Below are 25,265 nucleotides of genomic sequence, written 5' to 3' on the forward strand. Positions count from 1 at the left end.
CGTCCCGTTGTTCCCGGTCGGCCCCGCGGAGGTCGTCGCCGTTCAGAACCGCTTCCAGCGCAGCAGGTTGGGGTAGGCGATCTCCAGACCGGGGGTCTCGGCGATGGCCAGGTCGGCGACCGCGGGGGTGAACTCGATGCGGAGCACGGCCTCCAGGTCGGCGCGGCGCTCGAAGGACATGCGCAGGTCGAGCTTGTCCGTCTGCCAGCCCTGGCGGCTCCAGAAGTTCTCGACGGACCTGGCGGAGTAGGCGGGGATGGACTGGCCGAACCAGCGGCCGAAGGCGCCGCGGGTGGTGTCGATGTCGATCACGAAGGCCGCGCCGCCGCGCCGCATCACCCGGGAGAGTTCGGCCAGGCCCGGCTCGCACCCGGGGCCGAAGAAGTACGCCCAGCGGGCGATGGCCACGTCCACGGAGGCGCCGGGCAGCGGGATCGCCTGGGCGGTGGCGGCATGGATCTCGACGTTCCGCAGGGCGCGGCAGCGGCGCCTGGCCAGCAGGACGAGGTCCTCGTGCGGCTCCACGCCGATCACCCGGGTGGCGGTCGAGGCGAGGGCGGGCAGGTGGTAGCCGGTACCGCAGCCGATGTCGAGGACCGTCGCCCCGGTCCACGACCGGATCGCCGACATCGCCGCCTCGGCGTGCCCCTCGGGATCCACCGCCCGGTTTTCCAACTCGTAGATCTGGGGGGTGTTCCAGATGTTGGGGCTGGGGATGGAGCCCCTCAAGAACCTCGGCATGCCCTCACCGTAATGGTGTGATCTAGGCCGTGTCGGTGGTGGCGGACAGCACTGCTCTCCGGACCCGCTTAGGCTGGCAAATGTGAGCGACGTGAGCGATCGGGCCGGTCGGCCCGGCGGTGTTCGCGAGTGTGCGCTCCGAGCCGGAGACGAGGAAGCGGTATGAGCGTCCGTGTATCCAGCGCGAAGATCGCGCTGTCCACCGCGTCGGTGTATCCCGAACGTACTCCCGATGCTTTCGAACTGGCCGCGCGCCTGGGGTACGACGGTGTGGAGATCATGGTGGGTGCCGACCCCGTGAGCCAGGACGTCGATGTCCTGGAGCGGCTGTCGGACCACTACCACCTGCCGATCCTGGCCATTCACGCACCGTGCCTGCTGGTGACGCAGCGGGTGTGGGGCAAGGACCCGTGGGCCAAGCTCCAGCGCGCGCAGCGCGCCGCCGAGCGGGTCGGTGCCAGGACGGTCGTGGTGCATCCCCCGTTCCGCTGGCAGCGCGACTACGCGCGCGACTTCGAGATCGGCCTGGCCAGGATGCGTGAGGAGACCGACGTGGTCTTCGCGGTGGAGAACATGTTCCCGCTGAGGGCGAGGGGCAACGAGGTCGTCCCCTACTCTCCTGACTGGAACCCGGTCGACTACGACTTCCCGCAGGTCACGCTGGATCTGTCGCACACGGCGGTGTCCGGGTCCGACGCCCTGGAGATGTTCACCAAGCTCGGCGATCGGCTCGCCCACCTGCACCTGGCCGACGGCGTCGGAGTGCCGAACAAGGACGAGCACCTGGTTCCCGGGCGGGGCAACCAGCCGTGCGCGCCGATCCTGGAGCGGATGGCGGGCAACGGATATTCAGGGCTGGTCGTGCTGGAGATCAATACGCGCAGGGCGGCCAGCCGTTCCGAGCGGATCGACGACCTCGCGGAGGCGCTCGCCTTCGCCCGGCTGCACCTCGCGGCCTCCACCCCAGCATGAGTGAGCCCGTCATGAGCACCACGGGCGGGCTTTCGAACGGCTCCTCGGAGAGGTCAACGGACGTCCCCGCGAACGGGCCCTCTGGGACGTCAACGGCCACGCCCGCGAGCGGGACCACGGACGTCCCCGCGAACGGGTCCGCGGACGGGTTCGCGGACGGACCCGCGGAGAGGCCCGCGGACGGACCTGCGGAGAGGCCCGCGGACGGGCCGGCGGAGGGGAGAAGGCGTCCGGGGCGCAGGCCGGGCTCGGCCGACACGCGGGGGCAGATCCTCGCGGCGGCGCGCGAGACCTTCGCGGAGAAGGGGTTCGACAAGGCGACCATCCGGGGCATCGCCCGGCAGGCGGGGGTGGACCCGGCGCTGGTCCACCATTACTTCTCCGGCAAGGAGAAGATGTTCGTCGAGGCGATGGAGTTGCCGGTCAACCCCGAGAACGTCCTCGCGGCGATCACGGCGGGGCCTCGCGAGGAGGTCGGCGAGCGGCTGGTCAGGCTCATCCTGACGATCACCTCGGAGGCCGGGGCGCGTCAGCCGGTGCTGGCGTTGGCCCGCACCGCGATGACGAACGAGCGGATGGTCGTCATGATCCGCGAGTTCGTGACCCGCGCGCTGCTCAACCGGGTCGCGGAGAGCCTGGACATCCCGCTGATCCGGATGGAGGCGGCCTTCGCGCAGATGTTCGGCGTGGTCCTGATGCGCTATGTCCTCGAACTGGAGCCGCTCGCCTCGGTGGATCTTGAGGAGTTGGTGAAATTGCTCACACCCACGATCCAGGGTTATCTCGACCCGCCGCGTTAGTCTCCCCGCCGCCCTCCGGATTCCCCCATAGCGGTCTTTCCGCCATATACCGCTGTATCCCGCGCATTCCCACCATTCGGGCCGGCGTACCGGCACGCTCCGTCGAGTCCCCGTCCTGCCGACGTCCAGGCCACGCCCGCCGAGCTCCATGAATCTCGAAGGTCACTTCGACACCGTTCGGAGGCATGCAGAGCATTGTTCTGGGAACGGTGTTGACCGTAGGGTGACGACGGTCACCGGGGGTCTCCCGACAAAGAGAAGTTACTCGTCGGTAGTATCTATGGGGACCCTCTGTCATCGTGGATGACCGGCGGTCGTACGCTGGCAGCCAACGCCGTCTGTGGGAGGACCAGTGCTCTGGGTAGCGATCATCGGGCTGGTCATGACAGCCGTCGCGCTCGCGCTCGCCGCGCGCCGCGTGTTGTTCCTGTACAAGCTCGCCACCGCAGGGCCCCCCGCGCCTGAGCGCGTCGAGTATGCCAAGGCCAACCTGGGTGAGGAGATCAAGGCCCAGCTGGTCGAGGTGTTCGGGCAGCGGAAGCTGCTGAAGTGGACGGCCTCCGGCGTCGCGCACTTCTTCGTCATGTGGGCGTTCCTCATCCTGGCGACCGTCTATCTGGAGGCGTACGGCGCGTTGATCCAGGGGGCCGTCACCGGCACCCCCGACTTCCACATCCCGCTCGTCGGGACGTGGCCGATCCTGGGCTTCCTGCAGGACTTCATCGCGGTCGCGGCCCTGCTCGGACTCATCGCCTTCGCGGTCATCAGGATCAAGAACTCGCCGAAGAAGCTGGGCCGTAGGTCCCGGTTCTTCGGCTCGCACCTCGGCGGTGCCTGGCTCGTCCTCTTCATGATCTTCAACGTGATCTGGACGATGCTCCTCTTCCGTGGCGCGGCGGCGAACACCGGCAACCTGCCCTACGCCTCGGGAGCGTTCGCCTCCGAGGCGACCGCCGCCCTGCTGCGCCCGCTGGGCATCTCGGCCAACGAGACGCTCGAACACGTCGGGCTGCTCCTGCACATCGGCGTGATGCTGGTCTTCCTCGTGATCGTGGTGAACTCCAAGCACCTGCACATCTTCACCGCGCCGCTGAACGTGGCGTTCTCCCGGCGTCCCGACGGCAACGGCCCCGCCCAGCCGATGCGGATCGACGGCAAGCTCGTCGACTTCGAGGACGAGGAGCTCGACGGCGACCGGCTCGGCCGCGGCAAGATCGAGGACACCACCTGGAAGGGCTTCCTCGACTTCTACACCTGCACCGAGTGCGGACGCTGCCAGGACCAGTGCCCGGCCTGGAACACCGACAAGCCGCTCTCGCCGAAGATGCTCATCCTTGAGCAGCGCGACCACGCCTTCAAGGTCGCTCCGTACCTGATGGCCACCGGGGAGCAGCGCGCGGGCCTGCACGAGGACGTGCTGGCCCTGCTGGACAAGCCGCTGGTGGGCGAGGAAGGCGTGATCCACCCCGACGTGCTGTGGTCGTGCACCAACTGCGGCGCCTGCGTCGAGCAGTGCCCGGTCGACATCGAGCACATCGACCACATCCTCGACATGCGCCGCTACCAGGCGATGGTGGAGTCCAACTTCCCCTCCGAGGCCGGCGTCATGGTCAAGAACCTGGAGAACAAGGGCAACCCGTGGGGGATGTCCGAGATGAAGCGGGCCGACTGGGTCGAGGAGCTGGCGAGCCGCGAGGTCGACCCCATCGAGGTCACGCTCGTCGACGAGAAGATGCCCGACGACACCGAGTACCTGTTCTGGGTCGGCTGCGCCGGAGCGCTGGAGGACCGGGCGAAGAAGACCACCAAGGCGGTCGCGGAGCTGCTGCACGTCGCCGGGGTGAAGTTCGCGGTGCTCGGCCCGATGGAGGCGTGCACCGGCGACCCGGCGCGCCGCCTGGGCATGGAGTACCTCTTCGACATGCTGGCCAAGCAGAACATCGAGACGCTGAACGAGGCCGGGGTCAAGAAGATCGTCGCGACCTGCCCGCACTGCTTCAACACCCTCGCCAACGAGTATCCCCAGCTCGGCGGCACCTACGAGGTCGTGCACCACACCCAGCTGCTGGCCAAGCTGGTGGACGAGGGCAAGCTGGTCCCGATCACGCCGATCGAGGAGAAGATCACCTACCACGACCCGTGCTTCCTCGGCCGCCACAACAAGGTCTACTCCCAGCCCCGCGACATCATGGCCAAGGTGCCCGGCGTGCAGACCCAGGAGATGCACCGCCACAAGGATCGCGGCTTCTGCTGCGGCGCCGGTGGCGCGCGGATGTGGATGGAGGAGCGGCTCGGCAAGCGCATCAACACCGAGCGGGTGGACGAGGCGCTCACCACCGAGCCGGACACCATCTCCACGGCGTGCCCGTTCTGTCTGGTCATGCTCGGTGACTCGATCAACGAGAAGAAGAACGCGGGCGAGGCCAAGGAGACGCTGGAGGTCGTCGACGTCTCCCAGCTGCTGATCAAGTCGATCAAAGGCCGGCCCGTAGAGGCGCCCTGACAGCGGGTGTGTCATCCGTCAGAGGGGACATTTTCCCGATGTCCCCTCTGACATAGGGTCAAGTCAACGTGAAAAGGACGTAAGGTCCGAAAACCTTTCTCCACATAACGGGAAAATCACGGTAACCTCAACGTCGCGTAGCTCATTCAACGGGGAGGGGGCTTGACGATGCCAGCCGTCGTCAGCGATGCCGAGGTTACCCTGGCCGATGTTCTCTCACTTCGGCTGGCCGTCGACGAACCCTTGGCCGACGGCACCGAACTGGTCCTGCGTAACCGGGCCACCTCGGTCGAGAGCCGGGTGCCGTTGGGCACTCCGGACGCACGGATGCGCAAAGCTGAGCTGGCGGTCTCACTCGCCCCGCTCGCACTCGGTCCCGGCCGTTGGGACACCTACCTGCAACAGGGCAAGGCGCGCACGCGGCTGCGCAGCGTCGACCCCGGATTCTCCCTCGACCATCTCGAGACGTACGCGCTGAGCCGCCGCACACTGGCCTACCGCGCCTACCGGACCCGCAACGGCTTCCTCGCCCTGAAGATCGACGACGCCCGGCCGACGGCGGAGGTCCGTTCCGTCTGGTTCAGGGAGGGGCGCTTCGAGGTCACCGGGCTGCTCGCCTTCACCGGCCTCGACGACGACGAGGCGAGGCACGAGGCGAAGCTCGCCCTGCGCCGCAGCCGGCCCGACGCCGAGCTGACCTCCATTGCAACGGTCCAGGGCGTGCGCTTCCACGCGGCGCTCTCGCTGTGCGACGTGCTCGCCGCCGCCCCCGACCAGACCGGCTCCTGGGAGCCCTCCCTGGAGGTACGCGGTGTGGCCACGCCGCTGCGGCTGGGCTCCCGACTGGACGACGTCGACGGCAAGCGCCGACGCCTGCACTATCCCGCCGCGCAGATCGACGGGGTGCCGATCCGTCCCTGCTACACGGCGGACGACGAGCTCAGGATCGAGGTCGGCGGGTGAGGATCTGCCTGCTCACCCCCTCTGTATACGGCATGCGCGGTGACGTACGTTCGATCGTCAACCTCGCGGGAGAGCTGGCAGAACGTCACGAGGTCGAGATCATCAGCGTCCGCCGTCAGCGGGAGAAACCGTTCTTCCCCGTGGCGTCCGGAGTGAAGCTCTCCTGGGTGGTCGACGCCCAGCCGGGAGGCAGATACCTGCTCCCCCGGGGCCAGATGCGCACCGAGGTCGCCCTCTGGCGGCGGCTACGCGGGCTGCGGGCCGACGTGCTCGTCAGCACCAGGCCGGGGTTGAGCGTCCAGGTGGCCAGGCACGCGCCGCGCGACATCACGCGGATCGCCCGCGAGTGGGGCCGGCCGCCCGTACCGGGGCCGATCAGGAAGTTCTACCCGCGCCTGGACGCGGTCGCCACCGCCACCGAGACGAGCCGGCAGGAGTGGGATCACCTCCTGGGCGGGAACGTGCCGGTCAACGTGATCCCCGACGCGCTGCCCGCGGGGCCGTGGCCGCGCTCGCGGATGGACAACCGCATCGTCGCCGCCGGAGGGCGCCTGGTGCCGGCGAAGGCACACGACCGGCTGATCCGCGCGTTCGCCGTCGTCGCGGGCAAGCGCCCCGACTGGCGGCTGCGCCTGTACGGCGGGGGCCCGGAGGAGAAGCGCCTGCGCGCCCTCGTCGGTGACCTCGACCTGCACAACCACGTCTACTTCATGGGAACGACCTCCGACCTCACCGGCGAGTTCGCCAAGGCGTCGATCGTGGCGAGCACCTCCAGGACGGAGGTGCTCGGCATGGCCGTGATCGAGGCGATGGCGAGCGGGGTACCGGTGATCGCGTTCGGCGGCCCCCGTGGGCCGGGCGAGCTCGTGGCCGACGGCAGGAACGGAGTGTTGGTCGCCGAGGGAGAGGACGAGATCGAGGCGTACGCGGCCGCGATGCTCGCGCTCATCGACGACGAGCGGCGGCGCAGGGAGCTGGCCGCGGGGGCGTTGGAGGTCGCGGCGGGTCACGGCGCGTCCTCGGTGGCCGACCGCTGGGAGAAACTGATCGCGGCGACATCCCGCCGTGCCTGACACCGGTACCGTTGGGACATGCATGGGTACAGCGGTGACAAGCAGGCTTATCTGACCCGGTTGCGGCGTGTCGAGGGGCAGATCAGGGGCCTGCAGCGGATGGTCGAAGAGGATGCCTACTGCATCGACGTGCTGACCCAGGTCTCGGCCGCCACGCGGGCGCTCCAGGCGGTGGCGCTCGGCCTGCTGGAGGACCACATCGGGCACTGCGTCGCCGACGCCATCAGCGCCGGGGGGCCGGAGGCGGAGGAGAAGGTCAAGGAGGCGTCGGCCGCGATCGCCCGTCTCGTCCGTTCGTGACTAGTCACATGACTATCTTTTCCGACCACGTCCCGGACCCCGTCGGAGGGTCCGGGACAAGGTCTTGGAAACGGTTCTTCCAGAGGCCTCAGCAAACAGCCGAAGCGCTCAATCCGAGCGCGTTGTCGAGCTCCACCGAGGTGAGGGGCCGTTCGCTCATCGCGACGGCGGACAGCACCTCGGCATAGAGCGCGATCTCGTCCAACGCGACACGGTCGTGGACCCTAGAGTCCAGGTCGTCGTGCCCCACCGCGTCGTCCTTCCTTCCGCAGCCCACACCCACTTCGAGGTTACGGCGGGCGGTCATCGGTGCCCATGGCCCATCGGGACCATTCCTCGCCCCGCCCGACACGTCCTCAAGGAGGATCATTTCCCGTTTAGGAGATCACAATTCAGCTAATTGTCTGATGCGTAGGGGGCTAGAAGGATATAGGGGGAGTAAGGATGAAATAACTGAATTTGTGGTTTAACTATACTGATCTGTGTCAGAAGTGGCGGGGGTAAGTTCCCGATACAGGGGGGACCGGGTCGTCGCGCTCGTGCGTCAGCCGGTGCACGACCGCCGAGGCCGTCGCGAATCCGCGCTCCGGTATCTCGGTCCCCGTGAGGCGGCACCACGCGAGCCCTGTGGCGTAGGCGGCACCGAGCAGAGCGGCGGCGGCGTTACGGTCCGGCGGATGCAGCGCGGAAGGCAGCTCGCCCGAGCGCGGCCAGCATCCCCTCAGCGGATGCGAGGCGTCGGTGAGCACCACGTGGAGGATGTGCCGCAGCTCGGGATCCAGCCACGGGTAGAGACGGTCGGCCGCCCTGGGCGCGACACCCGACAGGTCGGCGGCGAGCAGCGAGGCGGCCACCGCCCGTGGGTCGGCGCCCATCGGGGCGAGGAACCCCAGCGACTGGACCAGGTCGTAGAGCGCGTGCTGGAAGTGCTCGCCCGGCGAGTCGTCGGGCAGCGTCATGTGGGGCGGGCAGCGGGAAAGCCACGCGTTCCTCACGGCGTCGTCGCCCTGGTGCGCGATGGCGGGATCCTGGCAGGCCCGGCGGAGCAACGGCTCGACCATGGACAGCAGGGCGTCGGCCCTCGGCCTGAACCTCGGATCCGCACGCACCACGGCGGCGGTGTCGGCCATCAGCGCGACCAGCCGCAGGCCCGCCTCGGGGTGCCCGGCCCTGACCCGCTCGCCGTAGAGCGCGACCAGGTCGCCCAGCGAGGTGGGCGGCAGCCAGCGGACCCACTCGTCGCCGGGCAGCGGGCGGGCCAGGAACTCTCCGAACATCGACAGCAACACCTCGTTGCCGTCGAAGGCCGGGGCGTAGGCGCACCACATGAGCGTGCCCCAGATCGCGGCGACGGGACTGGCCACCTCCCCGGCGAAGAGCCCGGCGAACGGCCCGGTGATGGGGAAGTCCTCCCTGCGCCTGCCGCGCTGGGCGATGACCAGCTCGCGGACCCTCTCGGTGATCTCGTACGGCACGTCGGGGCCGACGAACCCCTGGACCGACCCCCGGTCGACGGCGAAGTCGGCGCCGGTCGGTATCAGGTGCTGCATGATCATCGAGGTGACGTTGATCACGTGCGCCGCGGCGCGGAAGCTCCGGTCGGCGGGGGGAGCGGTGAGGTGCCACCGGCCGTCGGCGGGATCCTGGCGGTACCAGCGGGCGTGGGCGCCGAACAGCCAGCGCCCGCCGTCCGGGGTGGACAGCGTGCGCTGGGCGATGGCCTGAGCGCGTGCGAGCGGCGGCAGCGCCGTCCACCGTGGGTCGGTGACCATGGTCCGCACGTCGTTCTCGATGGCGTCGAACCCATCCCACTGCCACATGCCGGTCATCGGCATTCCGGGGCGAGTACCCGCAGCCTGGTGCCACGGGCGGGACGCCCCTGCCTCCCTTCGGTCAAGCGGTCAAGGTCGTTGCCAGGCCCCGCGATCCCCGATCGGGCCTCGCACGATCGTAAGGCTCTCCCCGCCACCGTGTCGGGGAGCGTGCGCCACGACCCGGACGGGGAAGTCCATCCGGGGGCACAAGGCCAGGACCGGAAAGTTTCCCGAGGGCGTATAAGGCCGGGAGCGGGAGATCCACCCGGGACGGTACGGCCAGGACCGGGCAGTCCGCCGGAAGCCGGTACGGCCAGGGCCGGGAAATCCCTCGGGGCGTCGGTGCCCGGGGTCGGGAAATCCGCCCGAGGGTGTGCTCGGGGCGTTCTGGCCGTTCAGGCCGGTGGCACGGGGGTCGCGGCCCGGTGGCGGGCCGCCTTGGCGATGTAGCCGGCCGGAGTACCGGCGAACAGGGCGCGGTCGTCGTCGGTGAGCTCACGGACGATCTTTCCGGGGACGCCCGCGACGAGCACCCCGGCGGGGATCCGCTTCCCCGGCGCCACCAGGGCACCCGCCGCGATCAGCGATCCCGCGCCGACCCTGGCGCCGCCCAGCACGATCGCGCCGATGCCCACGAGCGCGCCGGTCTCCACGTGGGCCCCGTGCACCATGGCCTTGTGCCCGAGGCTCACCCGGGGTTCCAGTACGGCGGGCTGACCGGGATCGGCGTGCAGGCAGCACAGGTCCTGGATGTTGCACTCCTCCCCGACTTCGACGTCCTCGTCGTCGCCGCGCAGGACCGAGCCGTACCAGACGTTCGCGGCACGGCCCAGCCGTACCCTCCCGACGACCACCGCTCCGGGGGCGATGTAGGCGTCCGGATGGATCTGTGGGACGGCGCCGCCGTCGAGGGCCGCGATGTAGGGCGTGACGTTCATGTCAACGATGTTACGAGGGGTCGATCTGTCCGGTTTTTCGGTAAGCAGGTGGGGCGTTCCGGTTGCAGACTTGGGCAGTAAGCAGGAAAGTCGTCTCCTGACGTCTCCTTTTCCGCCACACAACCTCCACGGGTAGTGCTATGACAAACCAGCACGAGAGCTTTCCCGACCTGATGCATGAGGACTCGTTCGAGGTCGTCATGCGCGGCTACAGCCGTCGTCAGGTTCACGACTATATGGACCGCCACCGCCACCAGATCCGCGACCTGGAGGAGCGGCTCGGGCGCGCGATCGACCAGGCCGAGCAGGGCCGGATCGAGCTGGCCGAGGCCCGCAAGAGGCTTTCCGACGCCCCGCAGGACTACGACGAGCTCGGCCAGAGGCTCAGCCAGATACTGAAACTCGGGGAGGAGGAGGCCACCTCCAAGAAGCAGGTCGCCGAGGCCGAGGCGATCAAGCTCCGCGACGACGCGGCGATGGAGGCCGAGCGGCTGATCACCTCCGCGCAGGATCGGGCCGAGGGCATACTGAACGCCGCGCAGCAGGAGGCCGAGCGCCGGGTGGCCGAGGCCACCGCGGCCGCCGAGCAGATGCTGTCCCAGGCGGGCAACGACGCCGAGGAGACGCTCAACGCGGCCCGCGCCGAGTCCGAGGACACCCTGCGCAGCGCCCGCACCGAGGCCGACCGGATGATCACCTCGGCGAGGAACGAGGCCGAGCGGACGGTTCAGGAGGCCCGCGCCGAGGCCGACTCCACGCTGAGCGCCGCCCGTGCCGAGGCGGAGGCGACCGTGCTCGCCGCCAACAACGACGCGCACTCCACCCTGTCGGCGGCACAGCAGCGCGCCGCCGCCCTGGACGAGACCACCGGTCGCCGGGTCGTCTACCTCACAGACACCCACCACGAGGTCATGCGCCGTCTGCACGAGATGGGCACCGTCCTGGGCGACCTGCTCCACCGCGAGAGCTCGGCGGGGGCCCTGATCGACGAGAGCTCCGTGCTGCCCCCGGCCCCCGTCCAGCCGGCGCTGACCGCCCCCGCCACGGGACCTGACGCCGTCTCGGGGGCCGTCGCCGAGGAGACGCCCGACGACGTCCATGGCACACCCGGCGCGGCGGACGCCGTCACCCCTGACGACGCGAAGGCGCCGTCGGGACAGGCCGGGCCCCCCGGATCCGGGAACGCGTCCAAGAGCGGGCGGAACGCCGGGTTCGACTCACCCGACCTGGAATCCGTACGTGTGATCGTGGACGACGACACCGTCGGGGGCGCGGGCGAGCGGCGTGGCAAGGGCGAGGACCGTTCGGAGGAGACGCGCGTCGAGGTGTACGACGACACCGACCTCGTCGGCGACACCGACCTCGGTCCGGCCGCGGAGAAGGCCGGTAAGGACGAGGACAAGTACGCCACGCCCAGAAGAAAGTAAGAGTCCTCGCCCCCGGAGACACGAGGGGGCCCCGCACGGCCGTGGAGACGTCGGCCCCGAAGACCATGAGGGGCTCGCACGGCCGTGGAGACGGTGAGGAGGGCTCGCAGCCGTGGTCGGCTCCGGAGGCTGTGAGGGGCTCATACGGCCGTGGCCGATCCAGGAGGCTGTGAGGGGCTCGTACGGCCGTGGTCGGTCCAGGAGGCCGTGAAGAGGGTCCGCGCGGCAGGGACGGCGGGCGGGACGTGATCTCCTCACGGACCCGCCGCGGGGCTCGTACGGCCTCGCGGACGTCACGGCGGCGGGAGTCGGCCGGAGGTCAGGCGGTGGCCCCCGGCGGAGGCGGAGGCACGCGGAGGCCTCCGCCCCGACGGTGGTGAGGATCAGGCGGAAGCCCCCGCCCCCGATCGGGTCGGGGACTTCCGCGATTGGGGGCCCGGCGCCGGGACCGCATCGGATCCGCTCATCCCGGCACCGGGCGGTCTTCAGGTGTCCGTCCCCGGCTCCGTGTCGCCGGAACGTTCCCGCTGGTCGATTAGCTGCTCACGCAGCCCTTCCGGATCGTCCGCGTCGATGGTCATCGCGCAGCCGACATCACGCTGGGCGGAGGTCAGCGGGTGGTGGCGGGTTGCCCACCACCGACCCGCGTCACTCCGCCAGATCGTCCAGTCGGGAAACTCCCGGGCGATCTCAGCGAGATGTCGGTCGAGAGACATCTGTGCACCTTCCCCGCGCCCAGGCCCGTCTTTGCGACGCTCCACCTCTGACGGTGAGGCACTTCTCTAGAGAAATCAATGATCGCGGGGGACAGGTCAACCTATCGGTTGACGGATGGTCTTGATCTATGAGTCGAAGTCGTATTGAAGTACGTAAGAGGCGGCGTCGAGAGTCATCTCGTTCACCTCGACGGCGACGCCGTCCACGGTGCGGGCGACCCGGGCGATCACGATGACCGGGGTGCCCGCGGGCAGGTCGAGCTGGACGGTCTCGTGGGGATGGGGCATGCGGGCCCTGATCTCCTCGGTGAAGTGCGCCGGGGCGTGGCCGAGCTCGCCGAGGCGCGCGTAGACGCCTCCGGGGCCCGTGTCCTCTCTGGTGATCGCGGTTCCGTCCACCAGGAGGGCGGGGAAGTGGGAGACCGACAGTTGCACCGGCCGCTCGTCCACCGAGTAGCGCCGCCTGCGGACCCACACCTCGGGGCTGCCCAGCACCCTGGCCACGGCGTCCTCGGCGGTCTCCCGGTCGATGTCCACCTGGTCCACGGTGTAGGGGCGCCCCCTGGTGTCGGAGTCCCAGATGGCCTCGCCGCGCTCCCACTGGTCACGGGAGAGCCGTCGGGAGCCGTGTCGCCTGATGGGGCGGAACTGCCTGACGTACACCCCTGAGCCGCGCTTGGGGACGGCGAGGCCTTCGTTGATTAGTACGGACAGGGCCTGCCTGGCGGTGGCACGGGCTATGCCGTGACTGGCCATCAGGGCGTTCTCGCCCGGAAGCCGATCCCCGTCTCGGAGATCGCCGGACAGGATCGCTTCGCGAAGCCCGTCGGCGATGCGCCGATAGATCGGGGGCTCGGGAGGTACCGGGGAATGCTGCACGTTCGATCACCCTCTGTCACCAACCGGGTTTGGCGTCTCCAGAGAACTTGCCCCGCCTTGTCCACGATCGCACAGATACGGAGGTTGGTATCGTGCTTCTTTTGGGAGGATCGTGCCCGTGTGGCGATCTTAAAGAGTTTTCCCGGTCCGTAACCGTGGAACGGTCCTGACCGGTATTCGAACGGCCCACCATCGGCGCGTGACGGCCGCGGCCAGCACGGCCCCCGCCGCGTTGAGGATCACGTCGTCGACGGAGCTCACCCGCCCCAGGCGCAGGGCGTACTGGAGGACCTCCACGGTGAGCGACGCCCCTGCCGCCACGGCCGCGATCCGGGTGAGCGAGGCGAAACGCGCCGAACGGACGGGAAGCATCGCCCCGAGCGCGGCGAAGACCAGGAGGTTCCCTCCGACCTGCACGAACGCCGTCTGTCCCGGTCCGTGAAGTGTCGCCCACAGGTCCGAGAAAGGGACGGGACTGACGCCGGAGATCCCCGCTCCGGGGGTGAGGATCATCCAGATCCAGGGCGCGGTCCCCGCCACCGCGACCACGTCGGCCAGGGCGGTGCGCGCCGGGAAGGGGTGGCCGGAGCGGGCGCGGCGGAGGGTGAGCAGGCGGACGGCGACGACGACCGCGGGGACCGCGAGCAAGGCCGCTATAACGACATTCCCCCACTGCTGCCACGCCTGGTGCACAAGACAAATGATGGGGTGCGCGGAGTCCCCTCGGGCGGCCTTCGAGGTTACGAGAAGGTGACCTCCAGGCAAGGGTCGTTCTCATCCCCGTGAGCGGCTCCCCGAGCGGCGAAAGGGTGCCCGGGCGCGAGGAGAGGCCGTCGGCGCGCTCGCGCGTACGGAGGCCCCGAGCCGGGGACGCGCCCCGGGGAAGGGAGGCCGGCGCGGTATGTGCCAGGGTGACGCGCCTCGAGGAAGGGCGGGCTCCTCGCGCGGTATGTGCCAGGGCGATGCGCCTCAGGGAAGGGCGGGCTCCTCGCGCGGTACGCGCCTCAGGGGAGAGAGGGCAGGGGGAGGTTGCGTCCGAGGAAGTGCACGGCCTGGTCCCAGGCGGCCCGCGCGGCCTCCTGGTCGTAGAACTGGGGGGCCTCGTGGTTGTGGAAGGCGTGCCCGGCCTCCTCGGCGACGTACACCCTGACGTTCGGCCGACCGGCCGCGGCCTCCTCCACCACGGAGACCCGCTCCCGAGGGATGTAGGGGTCGGAACCGCCGAAGACGAGCAACAGCGGGCAGGTGGTCTTCTCCAGCATGCCCGAGGCGTCGGGGACTGCGGACCCGTAGAACGACAGGACCGCGTCCACCTCGACCGTGGCCGCGAGCAGGTAGCCGATGGAACCCCCGAGGCAGAACCCGACCACCCCGGCCCCGCCCTCGGCCTCGGGCAGTTCCCGCAGGTGCGTCAGGGCGACGGCGGAGTCGGCCACCCCCTGGGGGACGTCGAACGTGGAGACCATCTCGACCGACAGGGCCGTTCCCGCGTCGTCGTGGCCGGACACCCAGTTGGGCCGGATCCGCCAGAACAGGTCGGGCGCGCCGACGACGTACCCGAGGGCGGCCAGGTCCTCGGCGACCTTCCTGATGTACGGTCCCACCCCGTAGATCTCCTGGATCAGCAGGATGACCGGGCCCCGGCCGCTCGGGGGAAGCCACAGGTGCAGGTCGAACGAGCCGTCGGCGACGGTGACCGTCTCGGTGCGAACTTCCACGGGATCCTCCTGCTGGCGTGTCGACCGCCGGCGTGCCGGCGTATGACGGACGAACGGTCGGCGAATCGCATACCCGCCGAACGCGGACAGATGTGCGGGCGCAGGCCAGGAAAACCCGCCGAGCATGGGCGCGTCTCGCGGATAAGGTGCGCTTGTGGACACCCTGGAAAGCCTCGTCATCACCAGGCGGCTTCGAGTCCCCGTCGACGCTCCCGCCGCCTCCACCCCGGGCTGGGGAGAGGTGGCCGCACACCAACTCGACGCCGAGCACATCTCGTGGACTACCGCAACAGCTTCGCCGAGTACTCCGGCGACCTCACCGACGCCTCCGAAGGCGCGAGCGAGTTCATCGACGTCCGTCTCGCCGAGGCGAAGCGGTCGATCATCATTCCGCAGGTGAACATCTACAGCGGCGAGGCGTTCGACGAGGCCGCGGAGGCGTTCTTCGGCTACATGAGCCGGGATGCCGAGCAGGAGGGCAGGCCATTCCGGTCGTGAGGCCGTTCGAGGGCTTCCTCGGCGCGGCCGACCGCCCGTCAGATGGTCCTGGCCAGAGCGCGGGAGATGCCCAGGGCGGCGGCCTTGACGGCAGGGGCGAGCCGGGTGGGCTGGAAGCGGGCCAGCGGCACCGAGACCGAGAGCGCGGCCACGGCCACGCCGTCGCCGAACACCGGGGCCGCGATGCAGGCGCCGCCCAGCTGGGCCTCCTCCCGCTCGTAGGCGAGCCCCGCCGCCTGGATCTGACCGATCGCCTCCTCCAGACGCCGGGGGTCGACGATCGAGTGCGGGGTCAACCGGCGCAGCGGGCGGCCGAGGACCTCGTCGATCAGGTCGGGCCCCGAGTAGGCGAGCAGGGCCTTGCCGATCCCGGTGCACGTCAGCGGGAGGCGCCCGCCGACGCGCGAGGGCAGGGCGAAGGTCTCCTGGCCGCGGATCTTCTCGACGTAGACGACGTCGAGGCCGTCGCGCACGCCGAGGTGGACGGTCTCGTGGGTCGCCTCGTAAAGGTCGTGCATGAAGGGGAGCGCCGCGTGTCTCAGGTCGCGCTCCAGGGGCACGATGCTCCCGAGTTCGAAGAGGCGGCGGCCGAGATAGTAGCCGTCGGGGCGGCGGGTGATCGCGCCGATCGCGGTCAGTTCGGTGAGTAGCCGGAAGGCGGTGGTCTTGGGCAGGTGGCAGCGCTCGGCGACGTCGGCCAGGCGCAGCGGTCCTCCCGTGGGGCGGAACGCGTCGAGTACGAGCCAGGATTTCTCCAGCAGGGACAGACGGTCGGGGTTCCGTTTCACGGAACCCATTCTTGCCTATGGCCGTTTGCGGCTCTATACCCGTACGTAGTGACCTGAAGGAGTACCTTCCCGAGGAGCAGACTTGTCTGACCAGGTGAACCACTTCATCGGTGGGGTGCCGGTCGCCGAGGGCGCGACGTTCGCCACCCATGACCCGGTGACCGGCCGGCCGGTGCGCGAGGTCCGCGAGGCGGACCGGGACGTCGTCGACAGGGCGGTCGCCGCGGCCCACGCGGCCCTGCCCGGATGGGCCGCGCTGCCGATGGCGGAGCGCGCCACCTGGATGCGCCGCCTCGCCGACGCGATCGAGGAGCGGTTCGAGGACCTGGTGGCGGCGGAGATCGCCGACACGGGGAAGTCGATCACCCAGACCCGCACCCTGGACATCCCGCGCGGAGCCGCGAACTTCCGGTCGTTCGCCGAGATCGCGGCCCAGCACCCGGAGGACGCGTTCCACCTCACGGACGTGCTGAGCTACACCGTGCGCAAGCCACTCGGCGTGGTCGCGGTGATCGTGCCGTGGAACCTGCCGTTCCTGCTGGCGACCTGGAAGCTCGGTCCCGCGCTCGTCGCGGGCAACACCGTCGTGGTCAAGCCCTCGGAGCACACGCCGAGCTCGGTCGCGGTGCTCGCGGAGATCGCCGCCTCGATCGGTCTGCCCCCCGGTGTCCTCAACGTCGTGAACGGCTTCGGTGGTGGCTCCACCGGCCAGTTCCTGGTGGAGCACCCCGGCGTGGACGCGGTCACCTTCACCGGCGAGAGCCGTACCGGATCGACGATCATGAAGGCGGTCGCGGACCGGGTCAAGCCCGTCTCGTTCGAGCTGGGCGGCAAGAACGCCGGGCTGGTCTTCGCCGACGCAGACCTGGACGCGGCCGTCGAGGGAAGCGTGCGGTCGGTCTTCACCAACGGCGGCCAGGTCTGCCTGTGCACCGAGCGGCTCTACGTGGAGCGGCCCGTCTTCGAGGAGTTCACCGCGCGGCTGGCCAGGCGCGCCGGTGACCTGCGGTTCGGCCGCCCCTCCGACGAGGACACCACGATGATGCCGATGATCTCCGCCGAGCACCGGGACAAGGTGCTCTCCTACTACGAGCTGGCCAAGCACGAGGGTGCCGAGATCCGCGCCGGCGGCGGGGTGCCGCGCTTCGGCGACGACCGCGACGGCGGCTACTACGTCGAGCCGACCGTGCTGACCGGCCTGCCGCCGGACTCCCGGGTGAACCGGGAGGAGATCTTCGGTCCCGTCTGCCACATCGCCCCGTTCGACACCGAGGCCGAGGCGGTCGGGCTCGCCAACGACAGCGAGTACGGCCTGGCGGCGACCGTCTGGACCTCCAACCTGAGCCGGGCACACCGGGTCGCCAGGTCGCTGGAGGCCGGCCTGGTCTGGGTCAACACCTGGTACCTGCGCGACCTGCGCACTCCTTTCGGCGGGGTGAAGCTGTCCGGCATCGGCCGCGAGGGCGGCACGCGCTCGCTGGACTTCTACTCCGAGCCCACCACGATCACCATCAAGCTGGAGCCTGGACATGACTGAGTGGAGCGAGGCCACCGACGTGCGCGTGGAGGCGGCCGACCGGTTGCTCGAGGCGGCCAGGAGCGGCAAGCCGTGCGCCCCGGTGCGCGAGACGCTGCCGAGCGGGAGCGCCGAGACCGGCTACGCCGTACAGGAGATCAACACCAGGCGGGCGCTGGACGAGGGCAGGAGGCTGGTCGGCAGGAAGATCGGGCTCACCTCCGCCGCGGTCCAGCGCCAGCTCGGCGTGGACCAGCCGGACTTCGGGATGCTCTTCGCCGACATGGCCTATCTCGACGGCCTGCCCGTGCCGACCGGCCGTTTCCTGCAGCCCAAGGTCGAGGCGGAGGTCGCGCTCGTCCTCGGGAGCGACCTGGAGGGCGGCCCGTTCACGGTCGCCGACGTCATCCGGGCGGTCGACTTCGCGCTGCCCGCGATCGAGATCGTCGACAGCCGCGTCGCGGGATGGGACATCACCCTCGTCGACACGATCGCCGACAACGCCTCCAGCGGCGCGTTCGTCCTCGGCAACACCCCGGTGAGCCTGCGCGGCCTGGACCTGCGCCTCGCCGGGATGACCATGAACCGGCACGGCGAGGAGGTCTCCACGGGGGTGGGCGCGGCCTGCCTGGGGCATCCGCTCAACGCCGCGGTCTGGCTCGCCGACGCGCTGGGCGGTACGGACTTCCCGCTGCGCGCCGGGGACGTCGTGCTCACCGGCGCGCTCGGCCCGATGGTCGGCGTCGAGCCGGGCGACGTGTTCGAGGCCCACATCGAGGGCCTTGGCTCGGTCAGGACGGTCTTCTCGTGAGAGCCCACGGCCCCGACCGGCTCGTGAAATCCGTGAAGCCCGGGGAGTCCGGCGAGGCCGGGGAACTCGGCAGGTCCAGAGAGCTCGGGGAGTCCGGAGAGCTCGGAGGACCAGGGGAACTCGTACGACGTGTGAAAGCGGGCCTGTTGTGAAAATCGCCATCATCGGTTCTGGGAACATCGGCACCGACCTGATGTTCAAGGCATTGCTGTCGAAGAAGGTCGAGGTCGTCGCGATGGCGGGCATCGACCCCGACTCCGACGGACTGGCCCGCGCTCGCCGCCGCGGAGTCGCCACCACCCATGAGGGCGTCGAGGGACTGGTCGCGCTGCCCGGGTTCGCCGAGGTGGACGTCGTCCTCGACGCGACCTCGGCCGGGGCGCACCGGCACAACGACCGGGTGCTCAGGGCGCACGGCAAGCGCGTCATCGACCTCACCCCTGCCGCGGTCGGCCCCTACGTGGTGCCCCCGGTCAACCTGGAGGACCACCTCACGGAACCGAACCTCAACATGGTCACCTGCGGCGGGCAGGCCACGATCCCGATCGTCGCGGCGGTCGCCTCGCGGGTGCCCGTCCGGTACGCGGAGATCGTCGCCTCGATCTCCTCCCGGTCGGCGGGGCCCGGCACGCGGGCCAACATCGACGAGTTCACCGAGACGACCTCCCGGGCGATCGAGCGGGTCGGCGGGGCGGCGAGGGGCAAGGCGATCATCGTCCTCAACCCGGCGGAGCCGCCGCTGATCATGCGGGACACGGTCTACTGCCTGGTGGACGAGTGCGACGAGGCGACCGTGGCGGAGGTGAAGGACGCGGTGCTGGAAATGGTGGCGCGGGTCAACGACTACGTGCCCGGCTACCGCCTCAAACAGGACATCCAGCTCGAGACGATCCCGGCCGGGGAGCCGCTCCCCGACGGCACCCGCGACGGCGGCGTGAAGGTGACCGTCTTCCTGGAGGTGGAGGGCGCCGCCCACTACCTGCCCGCCTACGCCGGCAATCTCGACATCATGACCTCCGCCGCGCTGCGCACCGCCGAGCGGCTCGCCGAGGTGACGGAGCGGGCCGCGGACGCGGGTCGCAAGGAAGACCGGGACCGCACGGACCTGGCCGCTCGTACGGACGCGGAGGTGGGCGCGTGAAGCTCTACGTGCAGGACGTGACACTGCGGGACGGCATGCACGCCATCCGGCACCGCTACACCGTCGCCCAGGCCGCCGAGATCGCCGCGGCCCTCGACGCCGCCGGGGTGGCGGCGATCGAGATCGCACACGGCGACGGCCTCTCCGGGGGCAGCTTCAACTACGGCGCGGGCGCGCACACCGACGACGAGTGGATCGAGGCGGTCGCCGGTGCCGTACGGCGGGCGAAGCTGACCACCCTGCTGCTGCCCGGCATCGGCACCATCGACGACCTCAGGCGCGCCCACGCCCTCGGTGTCACCTCGGTCAGGGTCGCCACCCACTGCACCGAGGCCGACATCTCCGCCCAGCACATCTCCACCGCGCGCGAGCTCGGGATGGACGTGGCCGGGTTCCTGATGATGTCCCACATGACCTCCGCCGACGAGCTGGCGCGGCAGGCGGCGCTCATGGAGTCGTACGGCGCTCACTGCGTTTACGTGACCGACTCCGGCGGCCGGTTGACCATGGACGGGGTGCGGGAGCGGGTCAGGGCCTACCGCTCGGTGCTCGACGAGGGTACGGAGATCGGCATCCACGCCCACCACAACCTGGGTCTTGGCGTGGCCAACTCGGTCGTCGCGGTGGAGAACGGCACCTACCGGGTGGACGCCTCCCTGGCGGGGATGGGCGCGGGGGCGGGCAACTGCCCGATCGAGGTGTTCGTCGCGGTGGCCGACCTGATGGGCTGGGAGCACGGCTGTGACCTGCACGCCCTGATGGACGCGGCCGACGACCTGGTCAGGCCGCTGCAGGACCGGCCGGTCCGGGTGGACAGGGAGACGCTGACGCTCGGCTACGCGGGGGTCTACTCCAGCTTCCTGCGGCACGCGGAGGCGGCCTCGGCGCGCTACGGGGTCGACACCCGGACCATCCTCACCGAGGTGGGTCGCCGCCGGATGGTGGGCGGCCAGGAGGACATGATCGTGGACATCGCGCTGGACCTGGCGCGGACCGGGGAGACGTCGTGACACCGGCGGTCCTCCGGCTCTCCCCGGCCTCCGCCGAGCTCTTTCGTCGAGCGCCGTAGTGGTGTCACCGTCCTCGGGCTTCCGCCGAGCTCTTTCGTCGAGCGCCGTAGCGATGTCACCGTCCCCCGGCTCCCGCCGAGTCCCTTCACCGAGCACCGCAGTGGTGCCCGCGAGAAAGATGGTGTCCCAGTGACCGACCTGCACAAGCTCGCCGCCGTCCTGGACGAGGCCGCCCGCACCGGTCGCGCGGTGCCGAGGCCCGAGCAGGACTACGGCGTGGCCGACGCCTACCGGGTCCAGGAGGAGCTGATCCGGCTCCGCCTGGAGCGCGGGGACCGGCTCGCCGGGGTGAAGCTGGGCTTCACCAGCGAGGGCAAGCGCCGCCAGATGGGGGTGCACGACGTCATCTTCGGCCGGGTGCCGGAGTCGTCGGCCATCCTCGACGGCTCGTACATGGATATTTCTGGATTCATCCATCCGAGGGTGGAGCCGGAGGTCGTCTACCTCATCGGCCGACGCATCGCGTCGCCGGGCGACGCGCTCGCGCCGGGCGCCGTCGCGGCCGTCGCGGCCGGTATCGAGGTGATCGACTCGCGCTACGAGGACTTCAGATTCTCGCTGCCCGACGTGATCGCCGACAACACCTCGGCCGCCGGGTACGTCGTCGGCCCCTGGCAGCCGTACGACCCGTCGCGCTGGAACCTGGGCGTCGTCCTGGAGATCGACGGGCGCGTGGTCCAGACCGGATCGACCGGCGCGATCCTGGGCGACCCGCGCAGGGCACTCGCCGAGGCCGTGCGCCTCGCCCTCCAGGCGGAGATGGTTTTGGAACCGGGCTGGATCCTGCTCGCCGGTGCCGCCACGCCCGCCGAGCCGCTGGTGCCCGGTGCGCGGGTGCGGGCCGAGATCCAGCACCTGGGCTCGGTCTCGTTCACCGCCTCCGCGCCGGAACCCGCTTCCGAACCCGCGCCGACGACGCCGGGGGCGTCGGGGGTTTCCGGGGTACAGGGGGCTTCGGACAGACCGGGAACTTCGGGGGAGGAATCATGAGCGAGGGGCTCGTCGTCGAGGGAAAGGCGACGCCGCGAGGAAGGTTTCCGCACGTCAAGCGTGCGGGAGACCTCCTGTACGTGTCCGGGACCAGCTCGCGCAGGCCCGACAACACGATCGTGGGAGCCGAGGTCGACGAGTTCGGCACGGTGAAGCTCGACATCGCCGAGCAGACCAGGGCGGTGATAGAGAACATCGGAGACATCCTCAAGGCGGCGGGAGCCGACCTGAGCGATCTCGTACAGATCACCACCTACCTGGTGAACATCAATGACTTCGGCGGATACAACGCGGTCTACGCGAAGTACTTCGACGAGACCGGCCCGGCACGCACCACCGTGGCCGTCCACCAACTGCCCCACCCGCACCTGCTCATCGAGATTCAGGCCGTGGCCCATCGACCGGAGGTTCGCCCATGATCGCCCCCATCGACCTCACCAAGTGGATCGACGAGCACGCCCACCTGCTCAAGCCGCCGGTGGGCAACAAGATGGTCTTCGAGAACACCGGCGACTTCATCGTCATGGTCGTCGGAGGCCCGAACGCGCGGACCGATTTCCATATCGACCCGTACGAGGAGCTCTTCTACCAGATCCGCGGCAACATGCACGTCAACATCATGACCCCCGAGGGGCCGGAGACCGTGCACGTGCGCGAGGGGCAGATGTGGCTGCTCCCGGGGAACACGCCGCACTCGCCGCAGCGCCCGGAGGAGGGGTCGATCGGCCTGGTGGTGGAGCGGATCAGGCCGGAGGGCGTGCTGGAGAAATTCCTCTGGTACTGCCCGCGGTGCAGCGGCGTGGTCCACGAGGTGGAACTCCAGGTCCGTGACATCGTGACCGACCTGCCGCCGATCTTCCAGGCGTTCTACGACGACGAGAAGGCGCGTACCTGCGGGAACTGCGGCACCGTCCACCCCGGCAGGGGATAGTCGTTGATCATCGACGTTCACACGCACCACGTCCCCAAGGGCTGGCCCGATCTCGGCTGGCCGGGGGCGCCCCGGCTCAGGGTCGACTCCGAGCGGGAGGCCGTGATCATGCTCGGGGATCGGGAGTTCCGCCGGATCGCCGACGACTGCTGGAATCCCTCGGTCCGCCTGGAACGGATGGACGCCGACGGGGTGGACGTCCAGGTCGTCTCCCCGACGCCGGTCTTCTTCTCCTACGAGCGTCCGGCGGCCGAGGCCGTACGGGTCGCGAGGGTGTTCAACGACCTGGCGCTGGAGATCTGCGAGTCCGAGCGGCTGGTGCCGTTCTGCCAGGTGCCGCTCCAGGATCCCGACCTGGCCTGCGCCGAGCTGGACCGGTGCCTCGCCTCCGGGCACGCGGGCGTCGAGATCGGCAATCACGTCGGCGACCGCGACCTCGACGACGAGGGAGTCGTCCAGTTCCTCCAGCACTGTGCCTCGGTGGGGGCGCCCGTCTTCGTCCACCCCTGGGACATGGCGGGCGGTCCACGGCTGGAGCGCTGGATGGCGCAGTGGCTGGTCGGCATGCCCGCCGAGACGCACCTGTCGGTGCTCGCCCTGATCCTGGGCGGTGTCCTCGACCGGGTGCCGAAGACGCTGCGCCTGTGCTTCGCGCACGGCGGCGGCTCGTTCGCCTTCTGGCTAGGCCGCTTCGAGAACGCCTGGCACCGTCGCAACGACCTGGTCGGGGTCTCGGAGTTTCCCCCGTCGCACTATCTCGACCGGTTCAGTGTGGACTCGGTCGTGTTCGACGAGCGGGCGCTGCGGCTGCTGGTCGACACGATGGGAGAGGACGGGGTCATGCTCGGCTCCGACTTCCCCTACCCGCTGGGGGAGTCACCGGTGGGCTCGCTGATCCGCCGGGCGGGGTTTCTCTCCGACACCGCCCGCGCCAAGCTGCTCGGCGGCAACGCCACCCGGTTCCTCGGGCACTGAGCGGGCACTGAGCGGGCGCTGAGCGGGCGCTGAGCGGGCGCTGAGCGGGCGCTGAGCGGGACCGGTCGCAGGGCCGGGGTCCGGAACGCGCCGCCGGGGACCGGGAGGCTCAGCGCCTGCTCAGCCGGCGTCCCCTGTACTTCGGGTAGTCGGTCTCCCAGTATCTCCAGCCTTCTACCCGCGCGGGGATGTTGGCCACTCCGGCGGCGACCTTGCGGACCCGGCAGCTGTAGACCTGGCGCCACGCGGAGAAGCCCACCCGGTAGCCGAAAACGCGATACCACATGTTTCCGTACTTGCCGTCGGTGATCTCCTGCACGTATTCGTGCCCGGCCTCGACGATGTACTCCTCGGCGAGCAGCGGATTGACCAGGTTTCGCAACTGACGGATCAATTCGCCCCTGTCGATCTCGCTGAGTTTTTCCCTTTCCAGCTCCATCTCGGCGTAGACGCGATGCTGCCGGGTGACGGAAACCGTCATCGTGCCGCCGGGGCCGTCGATGAAGCGCGTGCGGGGAATGAAGAAATTCCTCGGTCTGAAGGAGTGGAATCTGAAGAAGGATCTCGGCCTGCATTTCTTGCGCGCCTGATCCAGAAGCGTGTGGCGGGGGCCGTCGGTGTCGGTGTCGGTTCCGGTTTTCGTGCCCGTCGCGGTGGTGCCGGTTCCGGTGCCGACCCCGTTGTCGGTGTCTCTGCCGGAAGGGGAGGTGGAGGTGCTGGTCGACGTGACGGACGAGTCGGAGTCGGGTGACGGATCGCCGGACGCGGACGGGTCGGGTGACGGATCGCCGGACGCGGACGGGTCGGGTGACGGGTCGCCGAGCGCGGACGCGGTGGCGGGTGAGGGGAGGGCGGGGGACACGGTGACCATGAGGGCCAGACAGAGGAATCCGGTAAGGGCCGGCATCGCCGGCCCTTTCTTCGGCCGGTGCCCTTTCTGTCGTTTACGTATGGTTGCGGCGTTTTTTTGAGGATGGGGAGTGATCATGGAGACACCATTCCCTTCGAGACATGGTCTGTGGCCGCGACCAATCCGCTGACCGGAATACGCTTTTTTTCCGGTGTGCCGAGCCGCTTCATCGTGACAGTGACGATGCTTACAGCCTCACTTGAGGGCCATGTGATGACACGCCGAGACCAAGACCACTGAACGAGGAAAGGGCGAATGGAAGGGAACTACAGTGATCGATCGTCCACGGGCGACGGTCCGTCACCGATCTGTGAGGGCGCCTCGAGCGTGGCGACGAGCCTCTTGGGAGCGACGGCGCGGTAGCTCTCCTCGACCCAGTCGAGGAGTATCTCGGTCTCCAGGAGCGCGCTCGCGTTCATCAGGGAGATCGAGACCCACCCCGTTTTGGCCAGTCCGTAGCCGGACGGTTTGACGCCGTCGAACGCCAACGCGTGGCCGCTAGACTCCGGCAACTTCATCCCGACTCTCGGTCTCCATTTCTCGGTCGGCTCTTCGACGCCGAGGAAGAGAAAGATTTTCTTGTTGACTTTGACGACCGTGTCGTCCCAGGGGTGATCCTCGTAGGTCTCCGGCAGGCGCAACGCGAACTCGCGCAGCGTCTCGCGGACCTCACGCCAGTTGTCCATGGCGCCCATTCTGAACCTCTGCGCCGACGATTCCACCCCGGGCCGGCGCGGATCTACCGGGATCATCCCGGGTCGGCCCGGCTTCGGCCCCGCCTCGGGTCGGCT

Annotated in this window: 26 protein-coding genes; 16 read left to right on the top strand and 10 right to left on the bottom strand. The window is 69.6% G+C overall.

The features are described from left to right. Window positions 1-42: 42 nt before the first annotated feature. The gene (locus ABZ664_RS17925) at window positions 43-741 is read right to left on the bottom strand and encodes a class I SAM-dependent methyltransferase (protein WP_362510349.1); all 699 of its coding nucleotides are present in this window, start codon (window positions 739-741) and stop codon (window positions 43-45) included. Between the two features lie 162 nt (window positions 742-903). On the opposite strand from ABZ664_RS17925, the gene ABZ664_RS17930 reads away from it, so the two are divergent. The 6 genes from ABZ664_RS17930 (at window position 904) to ABZ664_RS17955 (ending at window position 7,352) form a co-directional block, all read left to right on the top strand. After that, window positions 904-1,713: a sugar phosphate isomerase/epimerase gene (locus tag ABZ664_RS17930; RefSeq protein ID WP_362510352.1), complete on the top strand. Its 810-nt coding sequence runs from the start codon at window positions 904-906 to the stop codon at window positions 1,711-1,713. A gap of 11 nt (window positions 1,714-1,724) precedes the next feature. Then, complete coding sequence (locus tag ABZ664_RS17935) at window positions 1,725-2,513, top strand: TetR family transcriptional regulator (RefSeq protein WP_362510355.1); 789 nt, start codon at window positions 1,725-1,727, stop codon at window positions 2,511-2,513. 352 nt (window positions 2,514-2,865) lie between these two features. Continuing rightward, window positions 2,866-5,016, top strand: coding sequence for a heterodisulfide reductase-related iron-sulfur binding cluster (locus ABZ664_RS17940; RefSeq protein ID WP_362510358.1), 2,151 nt, complete (start codon window positions 2,866-2,868; stop codon window positions 5,014-5,016). A 168-nt stretch (window positions 5,017-5,184) separates the two neighbouring features. Then, the gene (locus ABZ664_RS17945; protein ID WP_362510871.1) at window positions 5,185-5,979 is read left to right on the top strand and encodes a hypothetical protein; all 795 of its coding nucleotides are present in this window, start codon (window positions 5,185-5,187) and stop codon (window positions 5,977-5,979) included. Beyond that, entirely contained in the window at window positions 5,976-7,052 is a 1,077-nt protein-coding gene (locus ABZ664_RS17950; RefSeq protein WP_362510361.1) for a glycosyltransferase, read from the top strand. The genes ABZ664_RS17945 and ABZ664_RS17950 overlap by 4 nt, the downstream gene beginning before the upstream one ends. An 18-nt stretch (window positions 7,053-7,070) precedes the next feature. Next, window positions 7,071-7,352 carry a metal-sensitive transcriptional regulator gene (locus ABZ664_RS17955; protein WP_350941509.1) on the top strand — a complete coding sequence of 94 codons (282 nt, stop codon included), beginning with the start codon at window positions 7,071-7,073 and terminating at the stop codon, window positions 7,350-7,352. A gap of 485 nt (window positions 7,353-7,837) precedes the next feature. Here ABZ664_RS17955 and ABZ664_RS17960 read toward each other — a convergent pair whose 3' ends face one another. Then, window positions 7,838-9,181, bottom strand: a complete 1,344-nt coding sequence (locus ABZ664_RS17960; RefSeq protein WP_362510365.1) for a hypothetical protein — start codon at window positions 9,179-9,181, stop codon at window positions 7,838-7,840. 380 nt (window positions 9,182-9,561) lie between these two features. Beyond that, complete coding sequence (locus ABZ664_RS17965; RefSeq protein ID WP_362510368.1) at window positions 9,562-10,104, bottom strand: gamma carbonic anhydrase family protein; 543 nt, start codon at window positions 10,102-10,104, stop codon at window positions 9,562-9,564. 140 nt (window positions 10,105-10,244) lie between these two features. On the opposite strand from ABZ664_RS17965, the gene ABZ664_RS17970 reads away from it, so the two are divergent. Beyond that, window positions 10,245-11,531 carry a hypothetical protein gene (locus ABZ664_RS17970; protein ID WP_362510371.1) on the top strand — a complete coding sequence of 429 codons (1,287 nt, stop codon included), beginning with the start codon at window positions 10,245-10,247 and terminating at the stop codon, window positions 11,529-11,531. 485 nt (window positions 11,532-12,016) lie between these two features. Here ABZ664_RS17970 and ABZ664_RS17975 read toward each other — a convergent pair whose 3' ends face one another. From ABZ664_RS17975 to ABZ664_RS17990, 4 genes are all read right to left on the bottom strand, one after another. Beyond that, complete coding sequence (locus ABZ664_RS17975; protein ID WP_362510374.1) at window positions 12,017-12,247, bottom strand: hypothetical protein; 231 nt, start codon at window positions 12,245-12,247, stop codon at window positions 12,017-12,019. A gap of 126 nt (window positions 12,248-12,373) precedes the next feature. Beyond that, window positions 12,374-13,126 carry a GntR family transcriptional regulator gene (locus tag ABZ664_RS17980; protein ID WP_362510377.1) on the bottom strand — a complete coding sequence of 251 codons (753 nt, stop codon included), beginning with the start codon at window positions 13,124-13,126 and terminating at the stop codon, window positions 12,374-12,376. Window positions 13,127-13,255: 129 nt separating this feature from the next. Then, window positions 13,256-13,819 carry a VanZ family protein gene (locus tag ABZ664_RS17985; protein WP_362510380.1) on the bottom strand — a complete coding sequence of 188 codons (564 nt, stop codon included), beginning with the start codon at window positions 13,817-13,819 and terminating at the stop codon, window positions 13,256-13,258. A 311-nt stretch (window positions 13,820-14,130) separates the two neighbouring features. Beyond that, entirely contained in the window at window positions 14,131-14,844 is a 714-nt protein-coding gene (locus ABZ664_RS17990) for a dienelactone hydrolase family protein (RefSeq protein WP_362510383.1), read from the bottom strand. A gap of 276 nt (window positions 14,845-15,120) precedes the next feature. On the opposite strand from ABZ664_RS17990, the gene ABZ664_RS17995 reads away from it, so the two are divergent. Beyond that, window positions 15,121-15,342, top strand: coding sequence for a hypothetical protein (locus tag ABZ664_RS17995; protein ID WP_362510386.1), 222 nt, complete (start codon window positions 15,121-15,123; stop codon window positions 15,340-15,342). Between the two features lie 38 nt (window positions 15,343-15,380). On the opposite strand, the gene ABZ664_RS18000 is transcribed toward ABZ664_RS17995, so the two are convergent. Beyond that, window positions 15,381-16,139, bottom strand: coding sequence for an IclR family transcriptional regulator (locus ABZ664_RS18000; protein WP_350941495.1), 759 nt, complete (start codon window positions 16,137-16,139; stop codon window positions 15,381-15,383). A gap of 73 nt (window positions 16,140-16,212) precedes the next feature. On the opposite strand from ABZ664_RS18000, the gene ABZ664_RS18005 reads away from it, so the two are divergent. The 8 genes from ABZ664_RS18005 (at window position 16,213) to ABZ664_RS18040 (ending at window position 23,564) form a co-directional block, all read left to right on the top strand. Further along, window positions 16,213-17,667 carry a 2-hydroxymuconic semialdehyde dehydrogenase gene (locus ABZ664_RS18005; protein WP_362510389.1) on the top strand — a complete coding sequence of 485 codons (1,455 nt, stop codon included), beginning with the start codon at window positions 16,213-16,215 and terminating at the stop codon, window positions 17,665-17,667. Beyond that, a complete protein-coding gene (locus tag ABZ664_RS18010; RefSeq protein WP_362510392.1) occupies window positions 17,660-18,457 on the top strand; it encodes a fumarylacetoacetate hydrolase family protein in 798 nt (265 codons plus the stop codon). The genes ABZ664_RS18005 and ABZ664_RS18010 overlap by 8 nt, the downstream gene beginning before the upstream one ends. 148 nt (window positions 18,458-18,605) lie before the next feature. Beyond that, complete coding sequence (locus ABZ664_RS18015; RefSeq protein ID WP_362510395.1) at window positions 18,606-19,598, top strand: acetaldehyde dehydrogenase (acetylating); 993 nt, start codon at window positions 18,606-18,608, stop codon at window positions 19,596-19,598. Next, window positions 19,595-20,608, top strand: a complete 1,014-nt coding sequence (dmpG, locus tag ABZ664_RS18020) for a 4-hydroxy-2-oxovalerate aldolase (protein WP_362510398.1) — start codon at window positions 19,595-19,597, stop codon at window positions 20,606-20,608. The genes ABZ664_RS18015 and dmpG overlap by 4 nt, the downstream gene beginning before the upstream one ends. A 189-nt stretch (window positions 20,609-20,797) precedes the next feature. Then, complete coding sequence (locus tag ABZ664_RS18025; protein WP_362510401.1) at window positions 20,798-21,658, top strand: fumarylacetoacetate hydrolase family protein; 861 nt, start codon at window positions 20,798-20,800, stop codon at window positions 21,656-21,658. After that, complete coding sequence (locus tag ABZ664_RS18030) at window positions 21,655-22,077, top strand: RidA family protein (RefSeq protein ID WP_362510404.1); 423 nt, start codon at window positions 21,655-21,657, stop codon at window positions 22,075-22,077. Before ABZ664_RS18025 ends, ABZ664_RS18030 begins: the two co-directional genes overlap by 4 nt. Beyond that, entirely contained in the window at window positions 22,074-22,589 is a 516-nt protein-coding gene (locus ABZ664_RS18035; RefSeq protein ID WP_362510407.1) for a 3-hydroxyanthranilate 3,4-dioxygenase, read from the top strand. The genes ABZ664_RS18030 and ABZ664_RS18035 overlap by 4 nt, the downstream gene beginning before the upstream one ends. 3 nt (window positions 22,590-22,592) lie before the next feature. Further along, window positions 22,593-23,564 carry an amidohydrolase family protein gene (locus ABZ664_RS18040; RefSeq protein ID WP_362510410.1) on the top strand — a complete coding sequence of 324 codons (972 nt, stop codon included), beginning with the start codon at window positions 22,593-22,595 and terminating at the stop codon, window positions 23,562-23,564. Between the two features lie 109 nt (window positions 23,565-23,673). Here ABZ664_RS18040 and ABZ664_RS18045 read toward each other — a convergent pair whose 3' ends face one another. Together ABZ664_RS18045 and ABZ664_RS18050 are read right to left on the bottom strand one after the other, a co-directional pair. Beyond that, window positions 23,674-24,471: a hypothetical protein gene (locus ABZ664_RS18045; RefSeq protein ID WP_362510413.1), complete on the bottom strand. Its 798-nt coding sequence runs from the start codon at window positions 24,469-24,471 to the stop codon at window positions 23,674-23,676. 269 nt (window positions 24,472-24,740) lie between these two features. Beyond that, window positions 24,741-25,160 carry an MmcQ/YjbR family DNA-binding protein gene (locus ABZ664_RS18050; RefSeq protein ID WP_362510416.1) on the bottom strand — a complete coding sequence of 140 codons (420 nt, stop codon included), beginning with the start codon at window positions 25,158-25,160 and terminating at the stop codon, window positions 24,741-24,743. Window positions 25,161-25,265: the final 105 nt, after the last annotated feature.

It is taken from the genome of Streptosporangium sp. NPDC006930, from assembly GCF_040635605.1.
Taxonomy (GTDB): Bacteria; Actinomycetota; Actinomycetes; order Streptosporangiales; family Streptosporangiaceae; genus Streptosporangium.

Bases quoted from the DNA above. Each gene is read 5' to 3' on its own strand.
- ABZ664_RS17925 (WP_362510349.1), bottom strand. From the start codon at position 741: ATGCCGAGGTTCTTGAGGGGCTCCATCCCCAGCCCCAACATCTGGAAC.
- ABZ664_RS17930 (WP_362510352.1), top strand. From the start codon at position 904: ATGAGCGTCCGTGTATCCAGCGCGAAGATCGCGCTGTCCACCGCGTCG.
- ABZ664_RS17935 (WP_362510355.1), top strand. From the start codon at position 1,725: ATGAGCACCACGGGCGGGCTTTCGAACGGCTCCTCGGAGAGGTCAACG.
- ABZ664_RS17945 (WP_362510871.1), top strand. From the start codon at position 5,185: ATGCCAGCCGTCGTCAGCGATGCCGAGGTTACCCTGGCCGATGTTCTC.
- ABZ664_RS17955 (WP_350941509.1), top strand. From the start codon at position 7,071: ATGCATGGGTACAGCGGTGACAAGCAGGCTTATCTGACCCGGTTGCGG.
- ABZ664_RS17960 (WP_362510365.1), bottom strand. From the start codon at position 9,181: ATGACCGGCATGTGGCAGTGGGATGGGTTCGACGCCATCGAGAACGAC.
- ABZ664_RS17965 (WP_362510368.1), bottom strand. From the start codon at position 10,104: ATGAACGTCACGCCCTACATCGCGGCCCTCGACGGCGGCGCCGTCCCA.
- ABZ664_RS17970 (WP_362510371.1), top strand. From the start codon at position 10,245: ATGACAAACCAGCACGAGAGCTTTCCCGACCTGATGCATGAGGACTCG.
- ABZ664_RS17975 (WP_362510374.1), bottom strand. From the start codon at position 12,247: ATGTCTCTCGACCGACATCTCGCTGAGATCGCCCGGGAGTTTCCCGAC.
- ABZ664_RS18000 (WP_350941495.1), bottom strand. From the start codon at position 16,139: ATGGGTTCCGTGAAACGGAACCCCGACCGTCTGTCCCTGCTGGAGAAA.
- ABZ664_RS18010 (WP_362510392.1), top strand. From the start codon at position 17,660: ATGACTGAGTGGAGCGAGGCCACCGACGTGCGCGTGGAGGCGGCCGAC.
- ABZ664_RS18030 (WP_362510404.1), top strand. From the start codon at position 21,655: ATGAGCGAGGGGCTCGTCGTCGAGGGAAAGGCGACGCCGCGAGGAAGG.
- ABZ664_RS18035 (WP_362510407.1), top strand. From the start codon at position 22,074: ATGATCGCCCCCATCGACCTCACCAAGTGGATCGACGAGCACGCCCAC.
- ABZ664_RS18045 (WP_362510413.1), bottom strand. From the start codon at position 24,471: ATGCCGGCCCTTACCGGATTCCTCTGTCTGGCCCTCATGGTCACCGTG.
- ABZ664_RS18050 (WP_362510416.1), bottom strand. From the start codon at position 25,160: ATGGACAACTGGCGTGAGGTCCGCGAGACGCTGCGCGAGTTCGCGTTG.